Raw genomic sequence first — 23731 nt, forward strand, 5'->3', positions numbered from 1 at the left:
AGACCCCAGACCCTTCATCTGGACGAAGACAGCCGACGAAATTCTCGACACCCTCGCCTCGTACTGCAGGCGAATTAATGACTCAGGACACTAGGGCCTGTCCGGCGGATCGAGCGGTGTCACAGCGTCGAAGAGGGGCCAACCACCAACTTCGACGGTTCCGACAGCGGGCCATAGCCCGCCGGCCACAGCCTCGTCCAGCAGTGCCCGAACGCTGCCAGGCTCGTGAAGGTTCATAGAGCCCCTGCCAGAGCGACTGCAGCCGTAAAAGGTCTCTACTTCCTCCAACGGCCAGTGGTCCCTCGGACACGCACTAGTAGTGCGTTCCCGTGCCTGCTTGAAGCCGGTCGAGGGGAGTTGGGGGCCGGAGAGAGCCGGACGGTAAGCGGACGGTACGGCTGCGGCGTTCATTGGGCGAGCGTGCGTTGCTCGCAGGGGTTGATGCAGCCACGCGGACACTCGTCGACCCGCAGCCTCGCCGAAGGCTCCCTTCGGCCCACATCGTCAAGTGCGTTCTGCACCGCGAAACGCGCGTCAGACCCTCGTGACGCAGACATCCAGAGTCGTTACTCTCTGTGCCTGGAGGTGGCGGTGGGTCGTGAAGCGGGGGAGACCGCGACGAGGCTGTTGAAGGACATCGTCGAGGACGACGTGCTCGTCGCGTACAAGGAACTGCTCGTGCGGGACGGCTGTTTGAACGGCGAGGCGGCCGAGCTTCTCGGCGGTCCGGAGATCGTGGACGCCCTTACCGAATCGGGAATGGCCTATGTAGAGCCGGTCGGGCTGGCCCTCGAACCGCGGCTCGTGGCCATCCCTCCCGAATTGGCTCTGCAGAGCAGCCTCGCAGCGCTCTCCCGCAAGCTCATCGCGAAGCAGGAGCGGCTCCTCGAAGGACATCGCCGCATGGCCGCGGCCCATCCGTTCCCCGGGGCTCTGGAAGCCGAGACCAAGCAGTTGGTGAGGGTCCTCACCAACCGGGCGGAGATCGGGGACGTTTCCCGTGCACTGCTCAGCACGGCACGGCAGCACTGGCTGACGCTCGAGAACTTCGCGATGGAGCGGCCCCTGGAGGAACTGGCCGGGATGCCTCCGCTGCCCACGTTCGAGGGCGAGGTCAGGTGCCGTTCCATCTACCAGGCGTCCTGCGCCGAGAGCCGGGTGGGCGCTCGCATCATCGAGGTCAACGGTCAGGCGGGGGAGGAGGCGCGTACTCTCCCCAAGGTCGGCATGAAGATGAAGCTCGCCGACGAGGCGGTGGCGTTGCTGCCCTTGACCCAGACCGGCGCCTCCGGAGCACTGCTGGTGCTCTCTCCGCTCCTGGTTCGTGCCCTACGCCAGTACTTCGAGTTGCTGTGGGAGCGAGCCGTGCCGCTTGGCGCCGCTGAACCTGAGCCGCCGGTGAACGCCGTCCAGTGGCGGCTCCTCCAATTGCTCGCCCAAGACATGACCGATGCCCGCATTGCACGTGAGCTCGGCATGTCGGCTCAGAGCGTGAGCCGGCACATCGGTGCCATCCGCAAGAAGCTCGGTGCGGACAACCGCGTCGCCGCCGGTGCGGCCGCCGTCCGCCGCGGCTGGATCCAGTAGTAACCCTCGACGGAGGAGCCCCCAATGCTCGAGTACCTGGACTTCGTTCCTCGGCAGCGTTTCCGCCAGGCCCTCGCCGTCTCCCCGGACGGACAGACGGTGGCCTACGTAGGCAACGCCGCTGGCAACTTCGACGTATGGACAACGCCCCTGACCGGAGGACGGCCGTGTCAGCTGACGCGGTTGACGAACCAGGCGGTGTCACAGGTCGCGTGGGCACCGGACGGAAAGAGCCTGGTCTTCACCGCAGACCGCGAGGGTGACGAGCAGTTCAGGCTCTACTCGGTCGGCGTCGACGGCGAAGACCTCACCGAGATCAGTCCGGGGCCGGACTGCCAGCGTGTCCTCGCCGACGACCCGTTCGACGTGGACGGTCGCTACCTCGTCTACGCGGCGAACGATCGCGACGAAACCGTGCAAGACATCCTCGTACGGGACCTGTCCGATGACAGCGAGCGGCGGATCAGCCCGCCCGAAGGCGTCGTTTTCACCCCTGCCCGCGTCTCGCGCGACGGACGGTGGCTGACCGTTCGCGGCAGCCGGTCGAACAGCGACGTCGCCGCTTACCTGGTCGATCTGTCCGACGCCGGAGCCGCTCCCGTGTGCCTGACCGCCGAACACGGCATGGGCTTCTTCTCGCCGGGACCATGGACGCCCGACTCGTCAGGCTTCTACCTGGGCACCGACCTCTGGGGCGAGTTCAGCACCATCGGCTTCTACTCCCTTCGCGATGCGTCCCTGACCCAGGTCACCGCGGGGGAGTGGGACGTCGAACTCATCGAAGCCACCGGCAACACCCTGCTGTGGGCGACGAACGAGAACGGGCGCTCGGTCCTCCACGGCCGCAGGGACGGCGGCGACCTGCCGTTGCCGCAGCTCCCCCAAGGGGTGATCGATGCGCTGGTCATCACGCCCGACGCGGAGAAAATCGTCCTGGAGATCGACTCGGCGGCTCGGCCGAGCGAGATCGGAGTGCTCGACCTCTCCGCCGGTTTCCGGTACCTGACCGACACTCGTCCGCCCGCCCTTCAGACGGTGACCCCGGTCGAACCCGACATGATCACTTACCCGTCCCAGGACGGTCGTCGCGTGCACGCGCTGCTCTACCGGCCGAACACCCCGGGGCCGCACCCCGTGCTGCTGTCGATCCACGGAGGCCCCGAGGCGCAGGAACGCCCCGAGTACGCCTACGCCGGCCTGTACCAGTACCTGCTCGCCCGCGGCATCGCCATCCTCGCGCCGAACATCGCCGGCTCCACCGGCTACGGCCTCGCCCACCAGCTCCTGATCTACCGCGACTGGGGCGGGCCCGACCTGGACGACCTCGACCACGCGGTGCGGTACCTGCGGAAGCATCCGGACATCGACGCCGGCCGGATCGCGGCGATGGGCGGTTCGTACGGCGGCTTCGCCACCCTGTCCTGCCTCGCACGCCTACGCGTCCCATGGGCGGCCGGAGTGACGATCTGCGCGCCGTCCAACCTGCTCACGCTCGCCAAAGCCTGCCCGCCCACCTGGAAGGCCATGGTCGCCGCCGTCCTCGGCGACCCCGACACGGACGCCGAACACCTCATCCAGCGTTCGCCCATCACCTACGCGGACGGGATCGACGCGCCGTTGTTCGTCATCCAGGGCGCCCACGACCCGCGCGTCCCGCAGGACGAGTCCGATCAGATCGTCACCCGGCTCCGCGAACGCGGCGTCGACGTCCGGTACGACATCTACCCCGACGAGGGACACGGCTTCACCAACCGCGACAACGAGATTCGTGCCTACGGAGACATCGCGGAGTTCCTCGTCACGCACCTGCTCGACACGTAAGGCACTCGATCCTTGTCTCGGACATCGTCACCGTTCGCCCTGTTCAGGGACCGGACGGTCTCACCCCTGTTCGTCTCCCGCGTCATCTCGAGCACGAGCGTGGGCATGGGGCACATCGCACTCGCCTGGGGCGTCATGGGCATGGGCTACGGCGCCCGCGAACTCTCCCTCGTCGTCGCCTGCAACGCCTTCCCCGCCCTGCTCATCCTCGGCGGAGGCGTCCTTGGCGACCGCTTCCGGCGTCATCACGTCCTCATATGCGCAGAATTGCTCGCATGCGCCGCATGGTTGGCGCTCGGGGCGTCCTTCTCCATGGAGAAGGCCCCTTTGGCATTGCTCTGCTCACTGGCTGGCATCGGGGGAGTCGCGACGGCCATCTTCCTGCCGACGGTTCGAGGCATCATCGCCGACCTTCTCGCCCGCGCGAAACGGCCGGTGGGGAATGCTCTGATCAACCAGACGGAGTCAGCCGGACACCTCATCGGCTTCGTGACGTCCGGCGCCGTGGTCACCCTGGTCGGGCCCGCCTGGGCGGCAGGGACACGAGGGGCACTGTGCGGCATCAGCGCCGTGATCCTCACTCGCCTGGCGACCCACCACCCAGGACGAGCCACCGCCAACCCTCTGCGCGACCTATGGACGGGCTGGCGCGCGTTCAGAAGTCGGCCGTGGGTCTGGATCATCACCCTGCACTACACCGCGATCACCACGGCGATGGTCGTCTACATGAAGATCGCCGGACCGCTCTACACCGCCGACGGGCACGGTGGTGCGTGGGCATGGGGAATCATCGGTGCCGCCCAACCACTCGGTGCCCTGGCCGGAGCCCTGATCGGAGCCCGGTGGCGACCCGCTCGCCTCCTCTACATCACGGTGCTCCTGCCCGCGTCCGTGTCTCTGCCGATGCTCCTGATGGGAGGCGGCGCCCACTGGCAGGCCATCGCCGTGGCCGCCGTCGTGCCCGGTGCGTTGCAGGCGACCTACTACGTCTTCTGGACGACCGCACTGCAGGCCAACATCCCGTCGGCCGTGCTGGTCCGGGTGAACAGCTGGAACATGGTCACGAGCTACGTGCTGATGCCTGTGACCGTCCTCTTCTCCGGCCCGCTGGTGGCGAACTTCGGACCACAGACCATCGTCTCCGCAGCCGCTCTGACGGCCCTCGGCGCAACAGCGTTGACGCTGCTCGCTCTAAGGCTGCTCCCCAGCGTTCGCGGCGGATCCACAGACGTCAGCACCGTTCGGAAGACGTCGTCTGTGCTGGCCTGAGCCGGAAAGGTTCACATCGACCATGGCTGGTGACTACGTGGGTGTACAGAGCAGCCCGCTCACGGTGAGGGCGCGACGACTCCTGGATGGCGTGGTGCCAGAAGAGCTCATGGCGCCCTACGTCTCATTGCTGGTTCGCGAGCGCTGCCTCCTCGCGGAGGCACGGCACCTGTTCGGAGACGACCACAGCTCGAACCGCCTCCTCACCGAAGGAATGGCGTACCTGCAGGACGATGGCGCGGATGGACGATCGGTGCTCGTCCCGGCGTCTCCCGATCTGGTGCTGCAGCGAGCCCTCGCCCGGCATGCCGAAGACCTGGCGGCCGAACATCGGCGGCTACTGGACGGCCAGGAGCGCCTGCGCGAGGCCCACGCGGCGCAGGAAGCCGCAGCAGACAGGTCCATGGACCAGTTGGTGCAGATCATCACCGATCAGAGTCGGATCCACGCCCTGGAAGGGACCCTGGCGGGTTCGGCACAGCGCGACTGGTTGCTCCTCGGTGACGGCGTGGGCGGCGGCCGGCCCACCGAGCACCCGACCTTGAGATTCGGCACCGTCAGGTGCCGAGCCATCTACGAGATGAACCGCGTCGAGGAGTCCGCCGCACGTGAGCGAATCGACGCCCTCGTGCGAGCAGGCGGGACTGTTCGGCTTCTCCCACAGCTCGCCGTGAGCATGAGGCTCGCTGATGAGGCCATCGCCTTGCTGCCCTTGGCCGAAAGCGAGTCGGCGGGAGCGTTGCTGGTCCAGTCCTCGGTGATCGTCGGAGCCCTACGTGAGTACTTCGAGCTTCTCTGGGCGAATGCCACGCCCTACGGCATCCAGGAGGATGACGAGGGGCCACTGCCACCGACACAGATGAAGATCCTTCGCCTGCTGGTGCAGGGCATGACCGAAAAGGCCATAGCCGACCAAGTAGGCGTGAGCGTCGCCACGGTCGGCCGCCAGGTCAACGCCATCCGGGACGCCCTCGGCGTGGAGAACCGCTTCGCACTCGGAGTCGTGGCGGTGCAGCGCGGCTTGCTCGATTAGGCGACCCCTGAGCGTCCCTGCCGGTGTACGGCCGGTGCGCCGAGTCATGAGGTGGCGCACGGAGATCAAGAACTTAAAGTGACATCACGCCACGCCGCTGATCTTAGTGGTCACCGTGGACGTGATAGGGCAGGCTGTAACGCAGCCGGTCGCGGGGCTTTCACGGCGCCTGCGGCCTCGAACCGTCATCTGGAGAGAAGGGAGCCCTGCATGGTCAATCTCATTCTGTTGATGCTGGAGGGCATCTCGCATGGACGAAGTCGACACCCACACCGACGAGGACATTGAGCGACTTGCCGGCGGCCTGTACCGGCAAGCTCGCGACCTCAATCAGTCGGTCGAAGGGCGGTCCGGTCCGACACGGCCGGAAGTCCTGTACTCCGTCTTGGGGAACCTGGCACAGGCCGCGTTCGGCATGGCCCGAACGGCCGAGCAGATCGATGCCGTCCTCGACCGGGAACTGGCGGCGGGACGGCTCGGACACGACCGCGGCCTCGATCCCACACCGGTCGTTGTGCAAGCGCACGACGCGCTGGCGCGGGCATACGAGCAGGCGGCGGAACTCGGCGAGTCGTTCCGGCGTGCGCAAGGGGCGCTGACCGCCGTTCACGGCGCGACAGACAGCGCCGACACGTTGGACAAGCGAGAAGTGGCGGCCGCCGATCAGACGGCCCCGGAACTTGAACCGGCCAAGAACGACTTCCCCACCTCCATCAAGGAGGCTCTGGCCGGGCAAGCCAAGGCGGAGCCTCCCGCAGCGCAGCGCCCCTCGTCTCCGCATCCTTCACGGCCCAGACGCGAACCTTGAGTACGTCCATCGTGAACGGACGGGTCTTCGAGACGGTGGCCGGACGTCCAGTCGTGCTCTCGTTGGACCGTCTTTAGCCCACGGTCGTGCCCCGTGTCGGCGGAGCGCCGCCACGGCCAATGCTGCTCCACCGACGCGGGGCAAGAAATGCGAAACGTTCACTTAACGCGGTCGGACCGGGCGCGGTCCGACCGCGTGGCGGCCGGGGGATCGGGCGCGATCCAGGAGGTGAGGTTGGGCGACAGGCATGCGCGGGTGAACCGGCGGACGCAGCGTACTCCGCCTCGACGGCGGTCGGTCAGGGTGGCATTCGCCGACGACGAGTACGAGCTCGTCCGTACTGCTGCGGCGAGGGATCGGCTGGCCCTTGGAACGTTCGTGGCGTCGGCGACGATGGCCGTGGTGCATGGTCGAGAGCGGCCTGAGTACGCGGTGCTGCGCGAGGTGCTGGGTGAGGTGATGCAGGCGTCAGGTCAGGCCCGGCGGATCGGCGTGAACCTCAACCAGGTCGTCGCGGCGCTGCATTCGGGGGAGCCGGTCCCGCAGATCCGCTGGTACGCCGAAGCGGCGGCACGGACGGTCCGCAGGCTCGACGATCTTGCCGAAGAGCTCCGCCGCCGGCTTCCCTGATCGCCTCTCGCGGTCGGGGAGGCGTGGGTGATCGGCAAGGTGCTGCGCGGCAAACGTGCGCAGGGCCTGCTTCGTTACCTTTACGGACCCGGCAGACACGGCGAGCATCAGAATCCGCGCATCGTGGCGGGGTTCCGGAGTCCCGCCGAGCTCGAACCCGGCCACCGTGAAGACGGACGCCGCGACTTCAGTCAGCTGGACGGCCTGCTGATGCAGCCCGTTGCGCAATTGGGCGAACGCAGTTTCGGCAAGCCGGTGTGGCACCTGTCGTTGCGGGCGGCGCCGGACGACCCGGTGCTGTCCGACCGGCAGTGGGCGCAGATCGCGGACGAGGTCATGGTCCGCACCGGACTGGGCGCGGACGGCGACGCGGACGGCGTCCGCTGGATCGCCGTCCGCCACGCCGACGACCACATCCACATCGTCGCCACCCTGGCGCGCGCGGACGGCGTACGGCCGAACGTCTGGAACGACGGGTATCGAGTGCGCGAGGCCTGCCGGGCAGTGGAGCGCCGGTTCGGACTACGGTCCACCGCTCCGGCCGACCGGACGGCCGCGCGGCGGCCGAAGCGGGCCGAGTCCGAAAAGGCCGTCCGCCGCGGACGAAAAGAGCCGCCGCGGACCGTCCTGCGCCGCAAGGTGCAGACGGCGGCGGCCGGAGCAGCCGACGAGCACGCGTTCTTCGCACGCCTGAGCAGCGATGGCCTGCTGGTCCGACGGCGTTACAGCCGACGGACGTCCGGCGAGATCACCGGTTACTCCGTTGCCCTGCCCGACGACCGGAACGCCGACGGGGGACCGGTCTGGTACGGCGGCGGGAAGCTCGCCGCCGACCTCACCCTTCCAAAGCTGCGTCGGCGGTGGACGGCGGACGAGTTCAGACGGCACCTGTCCGCTCCGTCCGCGCGGGCCGTCCTGCGGACGGCCGTCCGCCGCGCCGCGGACGACGCGCGGACGGCCCACCAGTTCGCGGACGCGCTGCGGCGGAACGGACTGCTGGTCAAGCTCCGCCACAGCCAACGATCTCCCGAACAGATCACCGGTTACGCAGTCGCCCTTCCCGCCCAGGACAAGGAGGAAGTCACCTGGTACCCGGGAAGCCGCCTCGCCGAGGACCTGTCCTTGACCAGGTTGCGAGCGCGCTGGGACGCTCCGAACGTGCCACGGCGAGCACCGTTGGTCGACCTCACGCCCGAGGAGCGGCGCGCCCTCTACGAGGATGCGGCCAAGGCGGCGGCGTACGCGACCGCTCAAGTCCGGCGTCACCTGGTGACCAACCCGTACGCCGCGCAGGACGCCTGCTGGGCCGCCGCGGATGCTCTGCACACCGCGGCCACGGCCACTGGAAACCGCCAACTCCGGCGTGCGGCACACGCCTACGATCGCGCCGCCCGAGCTCCCCATGGCCGCGTCCCCCGCCCCAGCCCCGCGGGCAACGCGCTGCGCGCGGCGGCCCGGCTGCTGAGACTGGCGGGTTCGCCGAAGGACGACCTCGCCGTATCGGTGATGACGCTGATGGCGAATCTGCATTCGCTGCTGGAGACCATCGCTCACGTTCGTCGGCTTCAGCAGCACCAGGCGCAAGCCGAGGCCGCTCGCGCTGCGGCTCGACACCTCCGAGACCTCCGCTCGACCCCTGCCTCCGCACAGGCGATGCTCGCGTTGACGGGCTTTCCCGACCCATGGCGTCCGCCGGAAGCCGGCGGGCCGCGGCGGTCGCCTCCGAAGCCAGCGAGCCCCGCGACCCGACGGCGGGCGCCAGGTCGGTGACTGTCTCCAGGAATTCGACACGCCGATCATCTACTTTGATTGACCACGCTCCGCGCGTCCTGCATCGTTCTGGTCAAGGACTTTGGTTGATGGCCCAGTGGATTCATCAGCGAATGCCAACGGGGGAGCGATGGGAACACAGGTCGGCAGGAGGCCGAGGACCGAACACGAGGAGCGGCGTGCGCGCCTCCTCCGGTTGCGCTTCGAGCTCGGGCGCCTGGGCATCTCGACGCGCGTCCGCAAGCCGCGGAACGGACGGTGGCAGCTGCGAGTGCACCGCAACGGATGGTCCGAGACCGTTCTTTGCGCGGGTGCTGAGGACGCTTACGCGTACGTCACCGCTCATGGCCGGCTGCTCGGGCCGACGAACGAAGTGCGATACGTCGCCCGGCTCGTGGACTGGATGCTGGAGAGGCGGCTGCGGTGAGCAGGGGCCGTCGTCCATCGCCTAAGGCGCAGACAGAGGACGTCCCCAAGGCCGCCGACGGAACCGGAGCGGCGACCGCGAAGGTCACCAAAATCGTGGCCATCACGGTGGCCCCATTGATCGGTGGCCTTGCCGTGCTCGGGGGCATGGCATCGTTCTCGACCGTCCGCGAGATGGCCGAACCGCACTTCGGAGGTCTCGCCTGGATCGTCCCGATCGGCATGGACCTGGGCATCCTGATCCTGCTGACGTGGGACCTCCTGATGGAGTACCTCGACATGCCGTGGCCCGTCCTGCGCTGGACGGCCTGGGCCTACATCGTCGGCACCGTACTGGTGAACGTCGCCGCCGCGCGGGGCGAGTTCGCAGGCGTCGTCATGCATGCGGCCATGCCGACCCTCTTCATCATCGTCGTCGAGGGCGCGCGGCACCTGATCCGCCGGTGGGTCGGACTCGCCTCCGGGAGCCGTCTCGAGCGGGTCCCGACCGTGCGCTGGCTGCTCGCACCGGTGTCGAGTCTGCTGCTGTGGCGCCGGATGGTCCTGTGGCACATCACCGGCTACCGGCACGGCCTGGACCTCGAATACCGTCACCTGCTCGCCGTCTCCGCACTGCAACAGCAATACGGCAGGTGGACGTGGCGGTGGCGAGCGCCGTTGGAAGAACGGCTGGCACTCCGCAAGCTGCCCACCGGCGCGGCCGTCGCCGAGGTTCGGCCGCGAACCGGCCCGAACCCGGGCCGACCCTCCGGCGAGGACGAACTGATGGCGGTCGTCCGCCGACTCCAGGAGGAAGCCGAGCGTCAAGGCGTGCGGCTCACCAGGGACAAGCTGGGGCCCCAACTCCGCGAACTCGGCTACACGGTCGCCAACAAACGAGTGGCGAAGCTCGTCGCCGCCGTGCGCAGTGAACGCTCTCGGAGGGACGCGCCATGACGTCCGCGTCCGACGCGAGCGCTGGGCGCACCGAGCGCGAGGATGAACGGAACCGCCAGCTCGATGTTCTACACGGCATCGCGGTCCACCGCGTGACGAGCCTGTACGAGGGACGCCTCACCTGGGAACAGTGGCTCGAAGACGCCAGACACCACGCGCGTTTCGGCTTCATCAACACGTTGCTGATCCCGGCTCAGCGGTCCAGCGCGATCGATGTCCGCTCCTATGACGACTGGCAAAGGCTTGGCCGCCAGGTACTTCGAGGGGAAGCGGGAATCCGCATCATCTCCACCCGGGGACGACCACGGCCTGTCTTCGACATCGCCCAGACCAGTGGAGAGGCGCCCGACGAGTCCGCACGACCAATGCCCGTCCAAGGGCTCGCGCGGCTGTCTCAACTCGCCGCCGAACTCGGCTTGTACGTCGACCGAGGCCAGGGCTGGACGTACCTCGGCCGTCCCGAACAACGGATAACCATCAGCCCGGAACTCGACGACACCGTAGCGGCGACCATGCTCGCGCACCAGCTCGCGCACGCGATCCAGCCCGCCGACCATGTCGACCCGCCGACCTCGGACGCCGCCGCATGCCGCAGCGTGAGGCGAGTCGTTGCCGACTCGGTCGCGTACCTGGTACTGGCCGAACTCGGCCTTACAGGCACGATCCCGGCCTTCCCGCCCACCCGGCAGTGGGCGGGGACGGACGAACGCGCGGCCCCGGCAGCCGCCATCCGGGCTGTCGGCGAGCAGGTCCTTCGCACGACGGCCCGGCTTCGCCGCCGGATGACGAACCTTCACGCCGGTCCGTCCAAGAGCCCGACGGCGGCACCAGAAGCGAACGCCAGCGTCGGCCCGTCCAGCGGTGTCAACGAGCGGGAGGAGGTTCTCGCCGCCGTGGCCGATGCGCATCGCTTCTTCGTGAGCAACCTTCGTGGCAGCTGGTCGGCCGACTACCTGGCCGACCGTGGGTTCACCCCTGCCGTGCAGGAGCGATGGGAGGTCGGCCACGCATCGCGCGCACGCCAGGCGCTCGTCCAGCACTTGCGGGAACGTGGCCATGCCGATCAGCTGATCGTGCACGCCGGTCTCGCGCGACAAGGGCGCAGCGGTGACCTCACCGACCTGTTCTACAACCGCGTGCTCCTCCCGTTCCGGGATGAAGACGGCGCCGTCGTCGGGTTCATCGGCCGACGTCCCGACGGCGGCAACGGGCCGAAATACCTCAACACACCCGAGACGGCCGTCTTCCACAAACACGAGCTCCTCTTCGGACTGACCGAGGGAAGGGAACGTCTCGCCCAAGGCGTTCGGCCGCTCTTGGTCGAAGGACCACTGGACGCCATCGCAGTCAACGTCACGATGCCTGCGGAGTACGTCGCCGTCGCTCCCTGCGGAACGGCGATCACCCCTGCGCACGTCGATGCGCTCGGCCGTCGGTGCGACCTCAAGAACTCCGGGCTCGTCCTCGCGCTGGACGGCGACCGCGCCGGCCGAACCGCCGTGCTCCGCTCATGGCGCACACTCCGCCACATCACCGGCCCGATCGACGCGGCCATGCTCCCCGAAGGCCGCGACCCCGCGGACCTGCTATCTCCAGAGAGACAGTCAGCTGTCATCGAAGGGCTACACGCCTCGATCCCCCTCCCTGACCTGCTGGTTGATGAGAGACTGGACGAGTTCGGGGAACTGAAGTTCATCGAGACCCGGCTCGCAGCAGCCCGTTCCGCCGCACGCGTGATCGCCGAACTGCCGCCGTCCCAGATTGCCCGGCAGGTGACCCGCGTCGCCGCTCGCACCGAGGTGGACCCGGCCGAGGTCACCGCCGCCGTCGCTTCCGCGATCAGTCCCGAGCCGACGAAGGACGCATCACCGGCGCGTCCAGCACAACCCTCCACCCACACGGGAAGCCGATCGACTCGGCATGCCCGCAAGTAGGCGACCGTCCAAGGAGAACTACATGACAAGCCAGCAGCACCCCGACCCGATCACCGAAGGCTTCATCCACAGCGGTCAACGTCTCGTCCAGATCATCACCATCGCCGTCGCGATCCAGCAGGGAAACGAACGCCGGAAGGCCCGCTTAATGGCCGCTCAGCAGGCACGCAACGCGGAAGCCGAACGCATCGAGCGTGAAGCCGGCAAAGCGGCGTTCCAGGAAGCCCGGACCCGCTGGTCGCCCGCGCACGACAGCAAATGGCTACGGCAGGCGCGTCTGCAGGACGTCGCCCAGGCATGGGGCGCCGCCGTCCCCTACGCCGCCGACAACGCCGCAGCCGCTTCGGCCGTCCGCAAGTGCGAAGAACGCCTGCGCGACCTGCACCCGCACGCCATGAGCCACTACGACCGGTTCCGCGAAGACGGCAAGGATCACCTCGAGGCCATGCGGGAGGCGGCCCCCTTCTTCACCCGAGACCCGAACGTCCGCACCGGAGACCCGGCGCCGCGACGCGCGGAACTCGAGGAGGGCACCGGTGCCCGATGGGCCGCGACCGTCCATGGCCCGGACCGCCGAGAGTGGGACGAAGCCCGCCAGGAACGGCGAGCCCGGCACATCGCCGACCGGCTGCAGGAAGGCCTCGACCTGGACCCCGGCCAGCTCCGCACGACGCTCGAGGCGATGACCAACCTGTCCGACGAGGTCATCACCAAAGCCGTACCCGCGCCTGCGATGCCAGGGCCGGCATCGCAGGCCCGAATCGCCGCCGACGGCTTCCCGTTCACCATCCAAGAAGCCCTGGAACTGAGCGCCAGGCAGGCGCACGAGGCACCCGCCGCAGGAAAGGCACGCCAGGCACCCGACCGCAACCGTCGACGCAACCTCTAGGAGGCATCCGTGATCACCGACATCAAGCCCGACTGGCTGTGGGGTCTCGCACTGATCGCCGTCCTGGTTTTCCTCGCCGTCCTGCCGACCCTGATCGCCATCCACCGCGGCGTCGACGAACTCATGCTCTTCGTCCTGGTCAACGTCCTTTGCTGCACGACCGTCCTCGGCTGGCCAGTGGCCATGTACATGGCCATCACCTGGCCCCGCAAGCACCCGCGTCCGCGAAAAGCCCCGCGCTCCGACCGGCACCCGATGCCGCACCGCTGCGACCTCCGGCGGGAGCCGTATGTGTAGGGCCTTCACACCATCGGCCCGCCGCTCCGAGTTCCTGCGGACGAACGCACAGCATCGTGCGGCGTCTGCCGTCATCGCGGGCTCCCTTATGCTCCTCAACCTGGCGCTGATGGAACCCGCGGAAGCGACCGGGGCGGAGACGACTTCCACCTGCGGCCCCTTCGGCCCCGTCGCCTCTCGCTACGTCGACCGGGACGAAGTCTGTCGCCGGGCTCGCGAGGAAGTTCTGGAAAGCATGCGGACCGGCAAGGACCCTGACTGGGAAGACGTAATACGCGACTCCTTCCCACCGCCGCCCCATCGCTCCACCCGGAAGCCCACGCCCCGACAGCCCCAACTGACGACAACCCCGCCAAGGCCACGACCGTCAAGGCCAACAGCGTCAAGACGGGCGACATCGGACTCGACGACGGAGGCGCCCAACTCGCCCGGACCGGCTCCCAACCGCAGCCCCTCCAACACAGAGACCGAGCTGAAGCCGAACCAGACCAGTCCCGTCCCTCAACAACTGCACCATGACGAGGAGGGAGGGGGCGCTCGTCCATTGCTCCTGGGCGCCCTCCTGACAGCAGCGGTGTGCGCTGGATATGCATGTGGACGGGGCGGCCGATCCACCCTCTCCCGCGCATGGGGCCGAGGTCATCGATCGGACGTGCACGTACCTGCCTCGGAGCGCTCGCCGTCTTTGGCGGGCAGCTTGGGGTACGTCGCCCCGGTCACGGCCCTTGACGGCCCCGGAGCCGAAGACACCGTCCGGCACATGGTTGTCGAGACGCTGACTCGTCAGCCCGGCAACGCCATCGAGGTCGTGCTCACCCGCCAAAGTGCGTGGCATCTGTTCGGCGTTGACCTCGGCAGCTTTCAGGACGACGAGGTGCCGGGCCTGACACTCATAGAGGATGTCTCCAAGGCCCAGCGGTACCTTCGAAGCCCGGCGGTGAGACGTCGCCTGCTCATCAATTGCGGCGAGGCCTTTGACCCCCACGCCCTTCCTGACGAGCTCGCCATCGTAAATCTGTCGCCGGACGCCGAGTCGCCTGTCACGATCTCGGCCGACGGCGCGAGCAGCGCAGCCGCAGCCGACTCCTCGGCGCATCAACGCGTGCCGCTACTGACGCGACCAGACGCCTTCGTCGAACTCGCGGCCATGCCGACCGTTTCGAAGTCTTACACCTTCACACCACCCGACCTCCGCCCCCCCGGCGTCCACGACCCACGCGACCCCGACACCGAAGCTGACGACGACCTGCTGTAAGGACTGGACGTCGATTCGTGCCAGACTGAAGCTGTCAGCGGGGTCTCGGAAGTCTCGGTGTCATGGATCCTCCGCCGGGGCTATGGTGCGCAGTTCGGCGAGCCGCCGATGGGCCTGTGCGAGTAGTTTCCGCACGCTCTGGGTCTTGCGTGCGTGTGCTGCATCCGCGAATCGTTGATAGCCGTCCGCCGCTCGCTCGGAGCGGCCCGCAGCCTCGTGGCATACCGCCTCCCAAAAGTGCGCGGTAACCGCACTCGGGTCGAGCCGTGAAGCCTTGCGTGCCGCGGCGACCCCACGTGCCAGGTCACCCGAGCCGAGTTTCTTGCCATGCTTGGCCATCGCGGCGGCGAACTCCAACAGTGCATCGACGTCGTCGGGATTCTCACGGACGTTGTCCGTCGCGCGAGCGAGCCGCCGCCCGATCGCGCGGGCCGCCCGCCGTTCGCGTCTGCAACCGGGGCACAGAGCGGGCGGCTTGCCTGCTACGGATAGTTGCAGGACCTCGTACCAGTGTCGCTGCTGTTCTGCAGGCCAGATGAACGTTGTGCCGCAGTTCCGGCAGCGGAGTTCTTGATCCACGTAGAAGTACTTGGGCGGCCGGCAATGCGGGCAGAACTTCACCTGCCGTGACGGGTCGCCGCGTATCGCCCTGGGGGGCAGGTCGGGCTGGAATGTCAGATCGTAGCCAATCGGAAAGCGCCGATAGGGAATCGGCCCGTATAGTGGATGGTTCTCCCACTGAACGCCGCCGTCGCGCCCACCAGCAGCATCGCCTCGGCGAGCGGTGCTGTGCTTCCTCGGTCTTCGCGTCATGTGATGGCCCTCTCCGGCGATCGGCGGAGGCTGGCAGCGCTAACTGAAATTCAACCGGATGCGAAATCTGGCGCCAAGACGGTAGCACGGCCTTCAAGAACGATGGCGTTATCTACAGTCGCTCTGGGGCTGCCCTGGACGTCCAGCAGAAAGGTGTTCAGGTCTGGGATCTGCGTGGAGATGTGGTTATTTACCGCCGCCAGAGACGCGAGACGGTGCCGTCGCGGTGCTGCCGTCGGTTGAGCGTCACTGCGGTGAGAGCACTTCATGGCCTTCGTCGGCATCGCCGCTGCCCTCATCTGCCACCGCCACCTCACCAATGAGGCGACGTCTTAGGAGCCGGTTGGCCCGGCTACGAAGGCGGCGATGTCGGACACGGCGGGTTCGTGCCCGTCCGTGGTGTCGACGATCAGGGTGGGGACCTCCATGCGGATCGGCACCCAGGAGTCGAGGGAGTGCTGTCCGGCGGCGATCGCTTCCAGGAGTTCGTGGTCGCCGTGGGCGGCTCGGTGGGCGCTGTTGCGGGCACGATGGGTGATCCGGTCGTGGGCGACGGCGGGGTCGACGGTGCAGCGGATGACGCGAAGGTCGGCGAGGGTGGTGAGGGGTTCGAGGTTGGGACGCCAGAGCCGGTCTTGGAAGGCGGCTTCGGCGACGACGGTGACACCGGCGCTCAGCAAGGTCTTCAGCACGCTGAAGAAGACGTCCAGGGTGGGACGGTTGAGTGGATCGTCGCCGCCGGCCTGGTAGCCGGGGGTGGCCAGGACCATTCCCTGCTTGATCTCGTCGCGGATGATCGCGGGGCAGCCCAGGGTCTGGGCGAGTTGGTGGGCGAGGGTCGTCTTGCCCGTTCCGGGGCCGCCGCTCACCACCGCCAGCGTCGGAAGCGTCATGTGGAGATGTTCCCATCGTGGTCGGTGACCGTCTCGAGGGCGGAATGCGCGGCGTGGTTCGGCGGTCAGCGGGTGGCTGCGGACTTTGCGAGACGGTAGGCGATGAAGCCGGGTTCTCGGGTGAGCTTGGCGTACTCGGCCGGATGCCGCTGGGACATCGTTGCCTGTGGCCGGTGCTCGACGAGGCGCTCGATCACGAAGCCGACGGCGGTGAACTCCTCGGTCCAGCGCTGGAGGGGCTGGCGCCAGTACCGGTGCGTGAAGCCGTGCGACCACTGCTGCTGTTCGTAGCGCTGCTCGAAGTAGCCTCCGCCGCTGTCCAGCCAGTCGGCGGTGGGGTGGCTGGTGGACAGCACCAGCCGACCACTGGGGCGCAGGACGCGGTGCAGCTCTCTGAGTGCGCCGACGCGGTCATCGACGTAGTGGATCACCAGTGCTGCCAGGACGAGGTCGACCGTGTGGTCGTCCAGCCAGTGCAGTGGTTCGCCCAGGTCGTGGCATCGCAGGTCCGTAGTGTGACCGAGGCGTTGCCGGGCGACACGGATCATGTCGGCGCTTTGGTCGAATCCGGCGATCTCGGCGCCTCTGGCCTTCAGCTCCGCGAGGTAGAGGCCCGGCCCACATCCGGCATCCAGGACGCGTCTGCCGCTGACGTCGCCGAGCAGACCGAGGACGGTCGGACGGTCGTAGTGGGCGTTGTAGGCGCTGACGGCCGCTTCGGCTGCGAAGATATCGGCGAATCCGTCATAGGGTGCGCCAGCATCTTTGATGGGGTACTGGTGCCGGGACATGGCCTGTCAGCCTTACTGCTCGGTTGCGGGTTCGGGGATGGGCGGCGGAAGGATCTTGTCCAGTAGGGCAGGGTCGGCCGGGGCTTTGTCGCTGAATGCGGAGTGGAGGGCCCGGACCGCGTGCTCGTACACGTGGGCAGGCACCGGCTGCCGGAGGACGAGTCGTGTGTCGAGGCGAGCGTCGAACTCGGCGAACCAGGCACGGTAGGCGTGGATCTGACGACGGTTTCTTGTCGGAGCCCATCTGCGGTAGAGGTGCGCTCGGGCAGAGGTGAAGGGCGTGGGGCTGGTCTGGTAGGCCGAGGCCACGATGCCGGAGGCGTGAGCGACTTGGTGGTACACGCTGGTGCATTCGCCGAGATAGGAGAACCGGTAAGCCAGGCCATGGCGGAGGGCCAGCCACATGTCCCAGTCTTCGCAGTGGGTCATCAGTTCGTCGAATCGCACTGGGCTGTCGACGAAATTGCGGGTCACGACCGATCCGGTGTGGATGTAGTTGGCGATGAGCAGGAACTCGTCGTTAAACGGGTAGTCCTTGCGAGGCAGGGACGCAGCGTGGCGGGGGACGGCTTCGATCCAGCGCGGGCTGACGAGCGCTCCGCCGTAGACCACGTCTGCTTTGCCGGCCGACAGAGCGCGGTGGGCGAGTTCGAGGTGGCGAGGTAGGAAGACGTCGTCGTCATCAAGAAACGCCAGGTAGTGGCCGTTTGCTGTGGTGACGCCGAGGTTGCGGGCGTGGGAGACGCCTTTGCCGTCGGCTTCGAGTAGCCTCACCGGGAGCTCCTGCTTCCAGGCGTCGATGACGGCGCTGGGTGAGACGCCGCCGTCGGCGATGACGGTCACCTCGAAGTCGCGGAAGGTCTGGCGGGCCAGGCTGCGCAGCGCCCTGTGGAGGGGGCCCGGGCGGTCACGGGTGGGGACGATGACGGTGATCATCGGCTGCTCCGGGCCGGGAGGGAAGTTCGGCTGACTCCGCACTGCACGAGGGCATGCGCCAGGTTTCGGGCGTCGTCGGCGTTGCTGGACAGTCGGGCGGTCACCTCGGAGGGCACTGCGGCGACGCGGTAGACCTCGCAGCGGGAGGTCGTAGACGTTGGTCGCCGGGCGTGAATCTGCAGAGTCCAGATGATGCGCCCATCGCGCGTCAGCTCGATGGCGCGTCCTGCCTGGGCGTCGGTGATAAGGACGTTGCCGCCGGGGAGGCGTTCGCATCCGCCGGCCAGCGGGGTGAAGAAAGCCTGGGGCGGGTCAGCGGTGTACTGCCAGACGATCGTTTTGGTGATGGGGTCGAGCTCCAGGACGCGCGAGCGTTGTTTCGTTCGCCCGTTGTCGAAGACGAGCAAATTCCCGTCGGCAAGCGCGGAGGGTTGGTGCTGTGCCGATAGTTCGCCCGGCCCCCAGTACCACCGCACGTGCTGGGTCTCCAGGTCCACGACGGCGATGATGTCGAGTTCGCGGAGGGAGACCAGTACGTCGCCCGCCTTCCACAGTGCACTCGGGTGAGTGTGCAGGACCTCGAGGGTGTTGGCGTGCAAGACGTCGCAGGGGGAGCCCGGCAAGGCTCGCAAGATTCGTGAGGCCTCTCGACCCGTGCTACCCCGGAGAGCGTCCAAACTCGACAAGGTGCGGGAGTCAGAGGCCGCGGTGCGTCGCGAAATCTCAGCGTCGACGAGCGAGCGGATACCGGCGTGTGACGTCAGCAGGTCGTAGAGGGAGAACTCCTCGATGACGTCGCCCTCAGGACTGAGGAAGGTGATGAGGTTGTCCAGTACCAGCTGTGAACCTCCGTTCCAGGGGACGAGCCGAGGGCGCTCGGTGAGCGCGTAGATCTCACCACCGGGGCGGAGCTCGAGGTCGTGATGGACCGGGATCTCGACCTTCCATGCGAGAGAGGAGTCCGGCCGCAACTTCAGCAGGGCGTGCAGCGGCACCATGGCGTAGAGGCTGCCGTCCGCGCCGAGTTCCACGTGGTTCCAGCCGCGCAGGTAGGACGGTGGGGCGGAAGCGGGGTCGGGCTGGCCGACGGGGTTGCTCCAGGCGTGAACCAGGTTGCCTTCGGTGTCGACCAGGCACGCGAGCGGCCGGGGGTAGGAGGAAGAGGGGGAGAACAGGAAGGCGCGCTGCGCGTCCGGGTCACCGTTCATCGGACTCACCGAACTCCAGACGGACGGCGGCCGCCAGCTCGCGGGCGACGCGCTCTGCGACCCGCTCGCCAAGCTGTGCGCCGGCCTCGGAGGCGGTGTATACGACACCGGACTCGGTCGAGACGTCGGCTGGGAGCGGGAAGACGTGATAGGCGATGCGGCGGGCGGGAAGCGGGGGCGGGCACGCTGGGACGAGGTCGGGGCGGGTGGCGTGCGGTGCGATGTGCATGACGAGGCTGGACTCCACCATGGCGGCGTGATGGTCCTCTGTGCGGGCCACGCCCGTTTCGGCGGCGAGTCGGTTTCGATACTCCTCACCGACCACGTCCCACCAGTTCACGATCATCACGCGGGCGTCCGGCAGATCGTCGGCGAGCATCCGCGCCGATTCGCACAGGAAGCCGACGTTGTCGATCGCGGAGTTGACGATGACGAATTTGCGCAGGCCGTGGCGGGCGAGTGCGGTGAGAACGTCGGTGACCAGGTGGGTGAAGGTCTGGCCGCTGATGTTGACGACTCCGGGGAAGTCGCCGCCGAGACGTTGTGACGGGGTGGCGACCCCGTAGCCGATCGACGGCGCGATCAGCCCGTTGATCTGATGGGCGAGCCGGGCGGCGAAATAGTCGCTGATCACCGTGTCGGAGGCCAGCGGGAGATGGGGGCCGTGCGGTTCGACGGCGCCCACGGGGATGATGGCGTAGGCATCGCGGGTACGGGTCTGCAGGTCGGGCCATGACATTTCGCCGAGCAGCATGGGATCCTCTCCGGGCCGATCATCGTGTGGCGTTCGTGTCAGGCGTCGATCCAGCCGAGGCTGGGTGCTTCCTGCTGACGCAGGTGCGAGGCGACCTTGAGGTTCAGAAAGTCCTCCTTGTTGCAGCAGCCGCCGACCGCCTCGCACGGCGCCCATGTCTGGGGACGAAGCTTCAAGTCGAAGTCGGGTTCCAGGACGTTGCCGTAGCGGTCGCGATCCAGAACCGCGTACCGGGAGCAGCGGTAGGCGTTGCCCTGGATGTCGATGAACAGGTAGTCGTGCCCCGCGCGGCACGGTCGTCCCTGCGGCGACCGCAAGCCCAGCAGCGCGATTCTCGTGAGCTCCCGGTCCCCGCCTGCGGCCTCCACCTCGTCGATCACCTGGCTTGCCAGTCTGTGATCGCGCATGACCGGGACGGTACGGGCCAGCTCGTCGGTGAAGGTCCGGGACGACGTGTACGGGTCGTAGCCGAGATCGAGGTTGAACCGTAGACCCGCCTGGTCAGTGGCGTCCTTCAGCTGCCGGATGGGGACGATGTCTCCGCCGGAGAACAGCAGTGCATTGACGACCACGAAGCAGCCGTACTCGCGCTGGGCGAACTCCGCGGCGGCGATGAACTTCTCCATGCTCATCTGCGTCCGGTGCCAGGTGAGCCAGAGCGACAGCTTCCCCAAGTTCGCCGTCGACTCCATCTTCGGCAGCCGCCTCTGCAGCAGCGAGGCGTTGGACAACAGCTCGACGAAGCGGACGTTGGGTCGGCGGGTCAGCCATGCTGCCTGCCGCAAGAAGAACGGCGAGGCGAACGGCTCTCCGAGGCTGCCCAGGCGCAGCGACACTTCGAAGGGCCGCGTCCCGATCCAGGACGTGATCTCGGTGAAGGCGTCCTGGTCTGCGGGAGCCCGCCAGTCATCGCGGCGGCTCTTCGACCAGGAGCCGACGGACACGCAGTACGGGCAGTCGAGGTTGCACAGCCGCTGCGCCGCGACGTACCAGATCCTCAGCGAAGTCATGGGTGCTCCCTCATCAGCCGAACGTCGCGATGGGGCGGAAGTCGCGGCCCGCGTAGTCCGCTCGTTGGTTGTGGCACCGGCGGCACAGGAAGCCGTCGTCGGCGTCGACCACGCCGAACACCTTGCGCCGAGCGGTGACTGCCGCGTCACTGGACATGAGCTCGTCGATCGAGCCGTCCCGGATGTTGGCGAACACTTCGCGCTGGTGATAGTCGTTGCAGCACAGGAACAGGTCGCCGCGGACGCTGATGTTGGCGTGATGGACCGGCCAGCCGCAGCCGGTCAGCCGCCCCTGCACGTGGACGTCCTGGAAGTGCTCGTTCCGCAGTTCCCCGGCTCGATCGCAGGTCTGGCTCCGACACACCTGCGCCCCGAGGGGCTCGTAACGGCGTTTGACCGCTTCGAGGTTCCGGGTGAGGCGTTCGCCTACACCGTTGACGACGATCTGAACGGGGAACCCGGCCTCCAACGCCCGCTGCAGGTTCCGCATCGTCTGCTGGTAGCTACGTGAGCCCGTCAGGTCGATGAACTCTTCCTCATCGGTGCTCGGCAGATTGACGATCAGATGCCGCAGGATCCCGTGCCGCCGCAGACAATCGACCTTCTCGCTGGTGAGGGCCGATGCGTTCGTGTAGAGCGCGAGCTCCACGCCGTACTGGGCCAGCATCTGCACGCGGTCGTTGAAGTGGCGGTCCAGAGTGGGCTCATTGAAGAACTGGAACGTCACGTAGTCGAGCGTGGGAACGTCCGCGAGCTTGCCGATGACCTCCTCGAACAGATCCATCGGCATCGTCCTGCGGGGCTTGGGGGCGAGGGAAACCGGACAGAAGCGGCAACCCCAGTTGCAATGGGAGGTGACCTCGATCTCGCCGGACACCAGGCGGTACTTCCGGCAGAGCTCGTCAGGGGCCTGCAGCCAGCCGCGCCGGACGGCCGCGGACACCCGTTCGGGGCCGAACCGCTCGGTGAGCCGAACGACATCACACGGCCGTGGCGCGCACTCCCGGAGCATGACCAGCACCAGACGGTCGGACTGCCAGGTGATCGTCCGATCCAGCCCGATGATGCCGAACAACGCGTCAGGACCGGGCGGGTCGCCTCCCGGGAACGTCGGCCCGAAGGTGTCACTCGAGTAGACCACCGGAGACTCGTGGCCGGGCATGACGCGAGTGAGGTACGGAGAGGTCTGCAGCAGGTCGGGCAGGGGCAGGGAGTTCCCCCTCACTTCCGACCATCCTTCCGGGTGGGTGAATTGGGGCATGTTCATCCGTTTCAGATGGTGTCTCGTGGCGATCTGCTCGTCCGCGCCATTCCTGTCGGTGTGGCGGCGGAACCCGTTGCGGAGCGGACGTTGAAGACGCTAGAACCTCGGCAAGAGGTCCACCCGGAAAGAAAATCCGGGGTCGCTCACCGGGAAAGGCGATGGCTGATCACTGGGAACACCTTTCACCTGGTCAACGAGTGGCCTGGCATCGTGTGCGGCGTGGCATGTCCCAGGAAGTCCTGGCCGGACTCGTAGGGCGAACCGAAGACTGGCTCAGCAAGATCGAAAATGAACGCGCCGCCCTCGACAGAATCAGTGTGATCCGTGCGCTTGCGAATGTGTTGGGCATTTCGGTCTTCGATATCATCGGCAATGAAACCGACCGATTCGATCGCTCACGGCCCCGGCAGTACACCGACGTTGGACGGATCCGTTCTGCGTTGACCGATTACAAGCAACTCTCACCGCTGCTGGCCGCCATCGAGGCCGAGCCCGCCCCGCCGCCCCCGGACATCCTGCGTGCCGACCTTGCCGCCGTGATGACCGCCTACCAAGGCTCCCAGTACGGCCGAATGCTTCAGGCCCTGCCCGCTCTGCTGACTCAGACCCAGCTGGCGACCCGGCAGTACCCACATGAACAACGGCGCAGCGCTGACCGGCTCGCGGCGCTGGCCGGCCAATCCGCCGCCATGATCCTCACCAAGCTCGGTGAGACCGACCTCGCCTGGATAGCCGCCCAACGCGGTTTGTCCGCCGCCGAGCGTTCCGAAGACCCTGCCGTCATCGGGTCACTGCTCCGCTCGGTGGTCCACGCCCTTCAATCCCAGGGCCGCTTGGACGAGGCCAACGCCATGGCCGACCGCGCCATCACCTACCTGAACGGACATCTCGACCGCGACTCGTCCGGCCTGCTGTCGATCTACGGCACCCTGCTGCTGCCCTCAGCCGTCGCCGCCGCCAAAGCCCACGACCGGGCGACCACCAAGGATTACCTTGCTCGAGCCGAAAGCGCAGCCACCGAGCTGGGCGGCGATTCCAATCACCTTTGGACGGCGTTCGGCCCCACCAACGTTCAGCTCCACCGAGTCACCACTGCCATGGCCCTCGGCGACGTTCCCGTCGCGCTAAAACTCATCCCGGACATCGACACCTCCGGCCTGCCGACCGAACGCGCCGTTCGTCACAGCCTCGAAGTCGTCAACGCCTACTGGGCGCGCAACAAGATCGACGAAGCGATCGACGAATTGCTCACCGCTGAACAACGCGCACCCGAGCAGGTTCGCACGCACGTCATGAGCCGCCAGCTCGCCCTGAAGCTACGCGTTACCACGGTTGGTCGCCGCAGCCGCCCGCTCGCCGACCTCGCTCACCGGATGAACATCATCTGACCGATCTTCTACTCTCGAC

General features: G+C 67.5%; 21 protein-coding genes. 13 read left to right on the forward strand and 8 right to left on the reverse strand.

All coding sequences use genetic code 11. The features are described from left to right. Nucleotides 1-627 precede the first annotated feature (627 nt). From AB0L25_RS38870 to AB0L25_RS38925, 12 genes are all read left to right on the forward strand, one after another. Nucleotides 628-1587: a LuxR C-terminal-related transcriptional regulator gene (locus AB0L25_RS38870; RefSeq protein WP_500178387.1), complete on the forward strand. Its 960-nt coding sequence runs from the start codon at nt 628-630 to the stop codon at nt 1585-1587. A 198-nt stretch (nt 1588-1785) separates the two neighbouring features. Continuing rightward, complete coding sequence (locus AB0L25_RS38875; protein ID WP_500178389.1) at nt 1786-3408, forward strand: S9 family peptidase; 1623 nt, start codon at nt 1786-1788, stop codon at nt 3406-3408. Nucleotides 3409-3420: 12 nt separating this feature from the next. Then, a complete protein-coding gene (locus AB0L25_RS38880) occupies nt 3421-4677 on the forward strand; it encodes an MFS transporter (protein WP_500178391.1) in 1257 nt (418 codons plus the stop codon). A 22-nt stretch (nt 4678-4699) separates the two neighbouring features. After that, entirely contained in the window at nt 4700-5710 is a 1011-nt protein-coding gene (locus tag AB0L25_RS38885) for a helix-turn-helix transcriptional regulator (protein WP_500178393.1), read from the forward strand. A gap of 250 nt (nt 5711-5960) precedes the next feature. Next, nucleotides 5961-6518, forward strand: a complete 558-nt coding sequence (locus AB0L25_RS38890) for a hypothetical protein (protein WP_500178394.1) — start codon at nt 5961-5963, stop codon at nt 6516-6518. 303 nt (nt 6519-6821) lie between these two features. Continuing rightward, complete coding sequence (locus tag AB0L25_RS38895; RefSeq protein ID WP_500178396.1) at nt 6822-7148, forward strand: hypothetical protein; 327 nt, start codon at nt 6822-6824, stop codon at nt 7146-7148. 27 nt (nt 7149-7175) lie between these two features. Further along, on the forward strand, nt 7176-8918 hold the full coding sequence (locus tag AB0L25_RS38900; protein WP_500178398.1) for a relaxase/mobilization nuclease domain-containing protein: 1743 nt from the start codon (nt 7176-7178) through the stop codon (nt 8916-8918). A 522-nt stretch (nt 8919-9440) separates the two neighbouring features. Further along, nucleotides 9441-10280 (forward strand): DUF2637 domain-containing protein, encoded by an 840-nt coding sequence (locus AB0L25_RS38905; RefSeq protein WP_500178399.1) that lies wholly within the window; start codon nt 9441-9443, stop codon nt 10278-10280. After that, a complete protein-coding gene (locus AB0L25_RS38910; protein WP_500178401.1) occupies nt 10277-12214 on the forward strand; it encodes a toprim domain-containing protein in 1938 nt (645 codons plus the stop codon). The genes AB0L25_RS38905 and AB0L25_RS38910 overlap by 4 nt, the downstream gene beginning before the upstream one ends. A 22-nt stretch (nt 12215-12236) precedes the next feature. Further along, the gene (locus tag AB0L25_RS38915; protein ID WP_500178403.1) at nt 12237-13103 is read left to right on the forward strand and encodes a hypothetical protein; all 867 of its coding nucleotides are present in this window, start codon (nt 12237-12239) and stop codon (nt 13101-13103) included. 9 nt (nt 13104-13112) lie between these two features. Continuing rightward, nucleotides 13113-13400: a superinfection immunity protein gene (locus tag AB0L25_RS38920; RefSeq protein WP_500178405.1), complete on the forward strand. Its 288-nt coding sequence runs from the start codon at nt 13113-13115 to the stop codon at nt 13398-13400. Between the two features lie 760 nt (nt 13401-14160). Beyond that, on the forward strand, nt 14161-14655 hold the full coding sequence (locus tag AB0L25_RS38925; protein WP_500178406.1) for a hypothetical protein: 495 nt from the start codon (nt 14161-14163) through the stop codon (nt 14653-14655). Between the two features lie 60 nt (nt 14656-14715). On the opposite strand, the gene AB0L25_RS38930 is transcribed toward AB0L25_RS38925, so the two are convergent. From AB0L25_RS38930 to AB0L25_RS38965, 8 genes are all read right to left on the reverse strand, one after another. Continuing rightward, on the reverse strand, nt 14716-15468 hold the full coding sequence (locus AB0L25_RS38930; protein WP_500178408.1) for a zinc-ribbon domain containing protein: 753 nt from the start codon (nt 15466-15468) through the stop codon (nt 14716-14718). Nucleotides 15469-15800: 332 nt separating this feature from the next. Beyond that, nucleotides 15801-16361 carry a P-loop nucleotide/nucleoside kinase family protein gene (locus AB0L25_RS38935; RefSeq protein WP_500178410.1) on the reverse strand — a complete coding sequence of 187 codons (561 nt, stop codon included), beginning with the start codon at nt 16359-16361 and terminating at the stop codon, nt 15801-15803. Between the two features lie 65 nt (nt 16362-16426). Further along, nucleotides 16427-17152, reverse strand: a complete 726-nt coding sequence (locus AB0L25_RS38940; RefSeq protein ID WP_500178412.1) for a class I SAM-dependent methyltransferase — start codon at nt 17150-17152, stop codon at nt 16427-16429. A 12-nt stretch (nt 17153-17164) separates the two neighbouring features. Further along, nucleotides 17165-18088: a glycosyltransferase family 2 protein gene (locus AB0L25_RS38945; RefSeq protein WP_500178414.1), complete on the reverse strand. Its 924-nt coding sequence runs from the start codon at nt 18086-18088 to the stop codon at nt 17165-17167. Then, nucleotides 18085-19296 carry an arylsulfotransferase family protein gene (locus AB0L25_RS38950; protein ID WP_500178416.1) on the reverse strand — a complete coding sequence of 404 codons (1212 nt, stop codon included), beginning with the start codon at nt 19294-19296 and terminating at the stop codon, nt 18085-18087. Before AB0L25_RS38950 ends, AB0L25_RS38945 begins: the two co-directional genes overlap by 4 nt. Next, the gene (locus AB0L25_RS38955) at nt 19286-20050 is read right to left on the reverse strand and encodes a creatininase family protein (RefSeq protein ID WP_500178418.1); all 765 of its coding nucleotides are present in this window, start codon (nt 20048-20050) and stop codon (nt 19286-19288) included. The genes AB0L25_RS38950 and AB0L25_RS38955 overlap by 11 nt, the downstream gene beginning before the upstream one ends. A 38-nt stretch (nt 20051-20088) precedes the next feature. Further along, nucleotides 20089-21060, reverse strand: coding sequence for a radical SAM protein (locus AB0L25_RS38960; RefSeq protein ID WP_500178420.1), 972 nt, complete (start codon nt 21058-21060; stop codon nt 20089-20091). Nucleotides 21061-21073: 13 nt separating this feature from the next. Beyond that, the gene (locus AB0L25_RS38965; RefSeq protein WP_500178421.1) at nt 21074-22327 is read right to left on the reverse strand and encodes a radical SAM/SPASM domain-containing protein; all 1254 of its coding nucleotides are present in this window, start codon (nt 22325-22327) and stop codon (nt 21074-21076) included. A gap of 155 nt (nt 22328-22482) precedes the next feature. Between AB0L25_RS38965 and AB0L25_RS38970 the strand changes: the two genes are divergently transcribed. Further along, nucleotides 22483-23712: a helix-turn-helix domain-containing protein gene (locus AB0L25_RS38970; RefSeq protein WP_500178423.1), complete on the forward strand. Its 1230-nt coding sequence runs from the start codon at nt 22483-22485 to the stop codon at nt 23710-23712. The last annotated feature ends 19 nt before the right edge of the window (nt 23713-23731 follow it).

It is taken from the genome of Spirillospora sp. NPDC052242, assembly GCF_040679555.1.
Lineage (GTDB): Bacteria > Actinomycetota > Actinomycetes > Streptosporangiales > Streptosporangiaceae > Spirillospora.

Bases quoted from the DNA above. Each gene is read 5' to 3' on its own strand.
- AB0L25_RS38885 (WP_500178393.1), top strand. From the start codon at position 4,700: ATGGCTGGTGACTACGTGGGTGTACAGAGCAGCCCGCTCACGGTGAGG.
- AB0L25_RS38890 (WP_500178394.1), top strand. From the start codon at position 5,961: ATGGACGAAGTCGACACCCACACCGACGAGGACATTGAGCGACTTGCC.
- AB0L25_RS38910 (WP_500178401.1), top strand. From the start codon at position 10,277: ATGACGTCCGCGTCCGACGCGAGCGCTGGGCGCACCGAGCGCGAGGAT.
- AB0L25_RS38915 (WP_500178403.1), top strand. From the start codon at position 12,237: ATGACAAGCCAGCAGCACCCCGACCCGATCACCGAAGGCTTCATCCAC.
- AB0L25_RS38925 (WP_500178406.1), top strand. From the start codon at position 14,161: ATGGTTGTCGAGACGCTGACTCGTCAGCCCGGCAACGCCATCGAGGTC.
- AB0L25_RS38930 (WP_500178408.1), bottom strand. From the start codon at position 15,468: ATGACGCGAAGACCGAGGAAGCACAGCACCGCTCGCCGAGGCGATGCT.
- AB0L25_RS38935 (WP_500178410.1), bottom strand. From the start codon at position 16,361: ATGACGCTTCCGACGCTGGCGGTGGTGAGCGGCGGCCCCGGAACGGGC.
- AB0L25_RS38940 (WP_500178412.1), bottom strand. From the start codon at position 17,152: ATGTCCCGGCACCAGTACCCCATCAAAGATGCTGGCGCACCCTATGAC.
- AB0L25_RS38945 (WP_500178414.1), bottom strand. From the start codon at position 18,088: ATGATCACCGTCATCGTCCCCACCCGTGACCGCCCGGGCCCCCTCCAC.
- AB0L25_RS38950 (WP_500178416.1), bottom strand. From the start codon at position 19,296: ATGAACGGTGACCCGGACGCGCAGCGCGCCTTCCTGTTCTCCCCCTCT.
- AB0L25_RS38955 (WP_500178418.1), bottom strand. From the start codon at position 20,050: ATGCTGCTCGGCGAAATGTCATGGCCCGACCTGCAGACCCGTACCCGC.
- AB0L25_RS38960 (WP_500178420.1), bottom strand. From the start codon at position 21,060: ATGACTTCGCTGAGGATCTGGTACGTCGCGGCGCAGCGGCTGTGCAAC.
- AB0L25_RS38965 (WP_500178421.1), bottom strand. From the start codon at position 22,327: ATGAACATGCCCCAATTCACCCACCCGGAAGGATGGTCGGAAGTGAGG.
- AB0L25_RS38970 (WP_500178423.1), top strand. From the start codon at position 22,483: ATGGCTGATCACTGGGAACACCTTTCACCTGGTCAACGAGTGGCCTGG.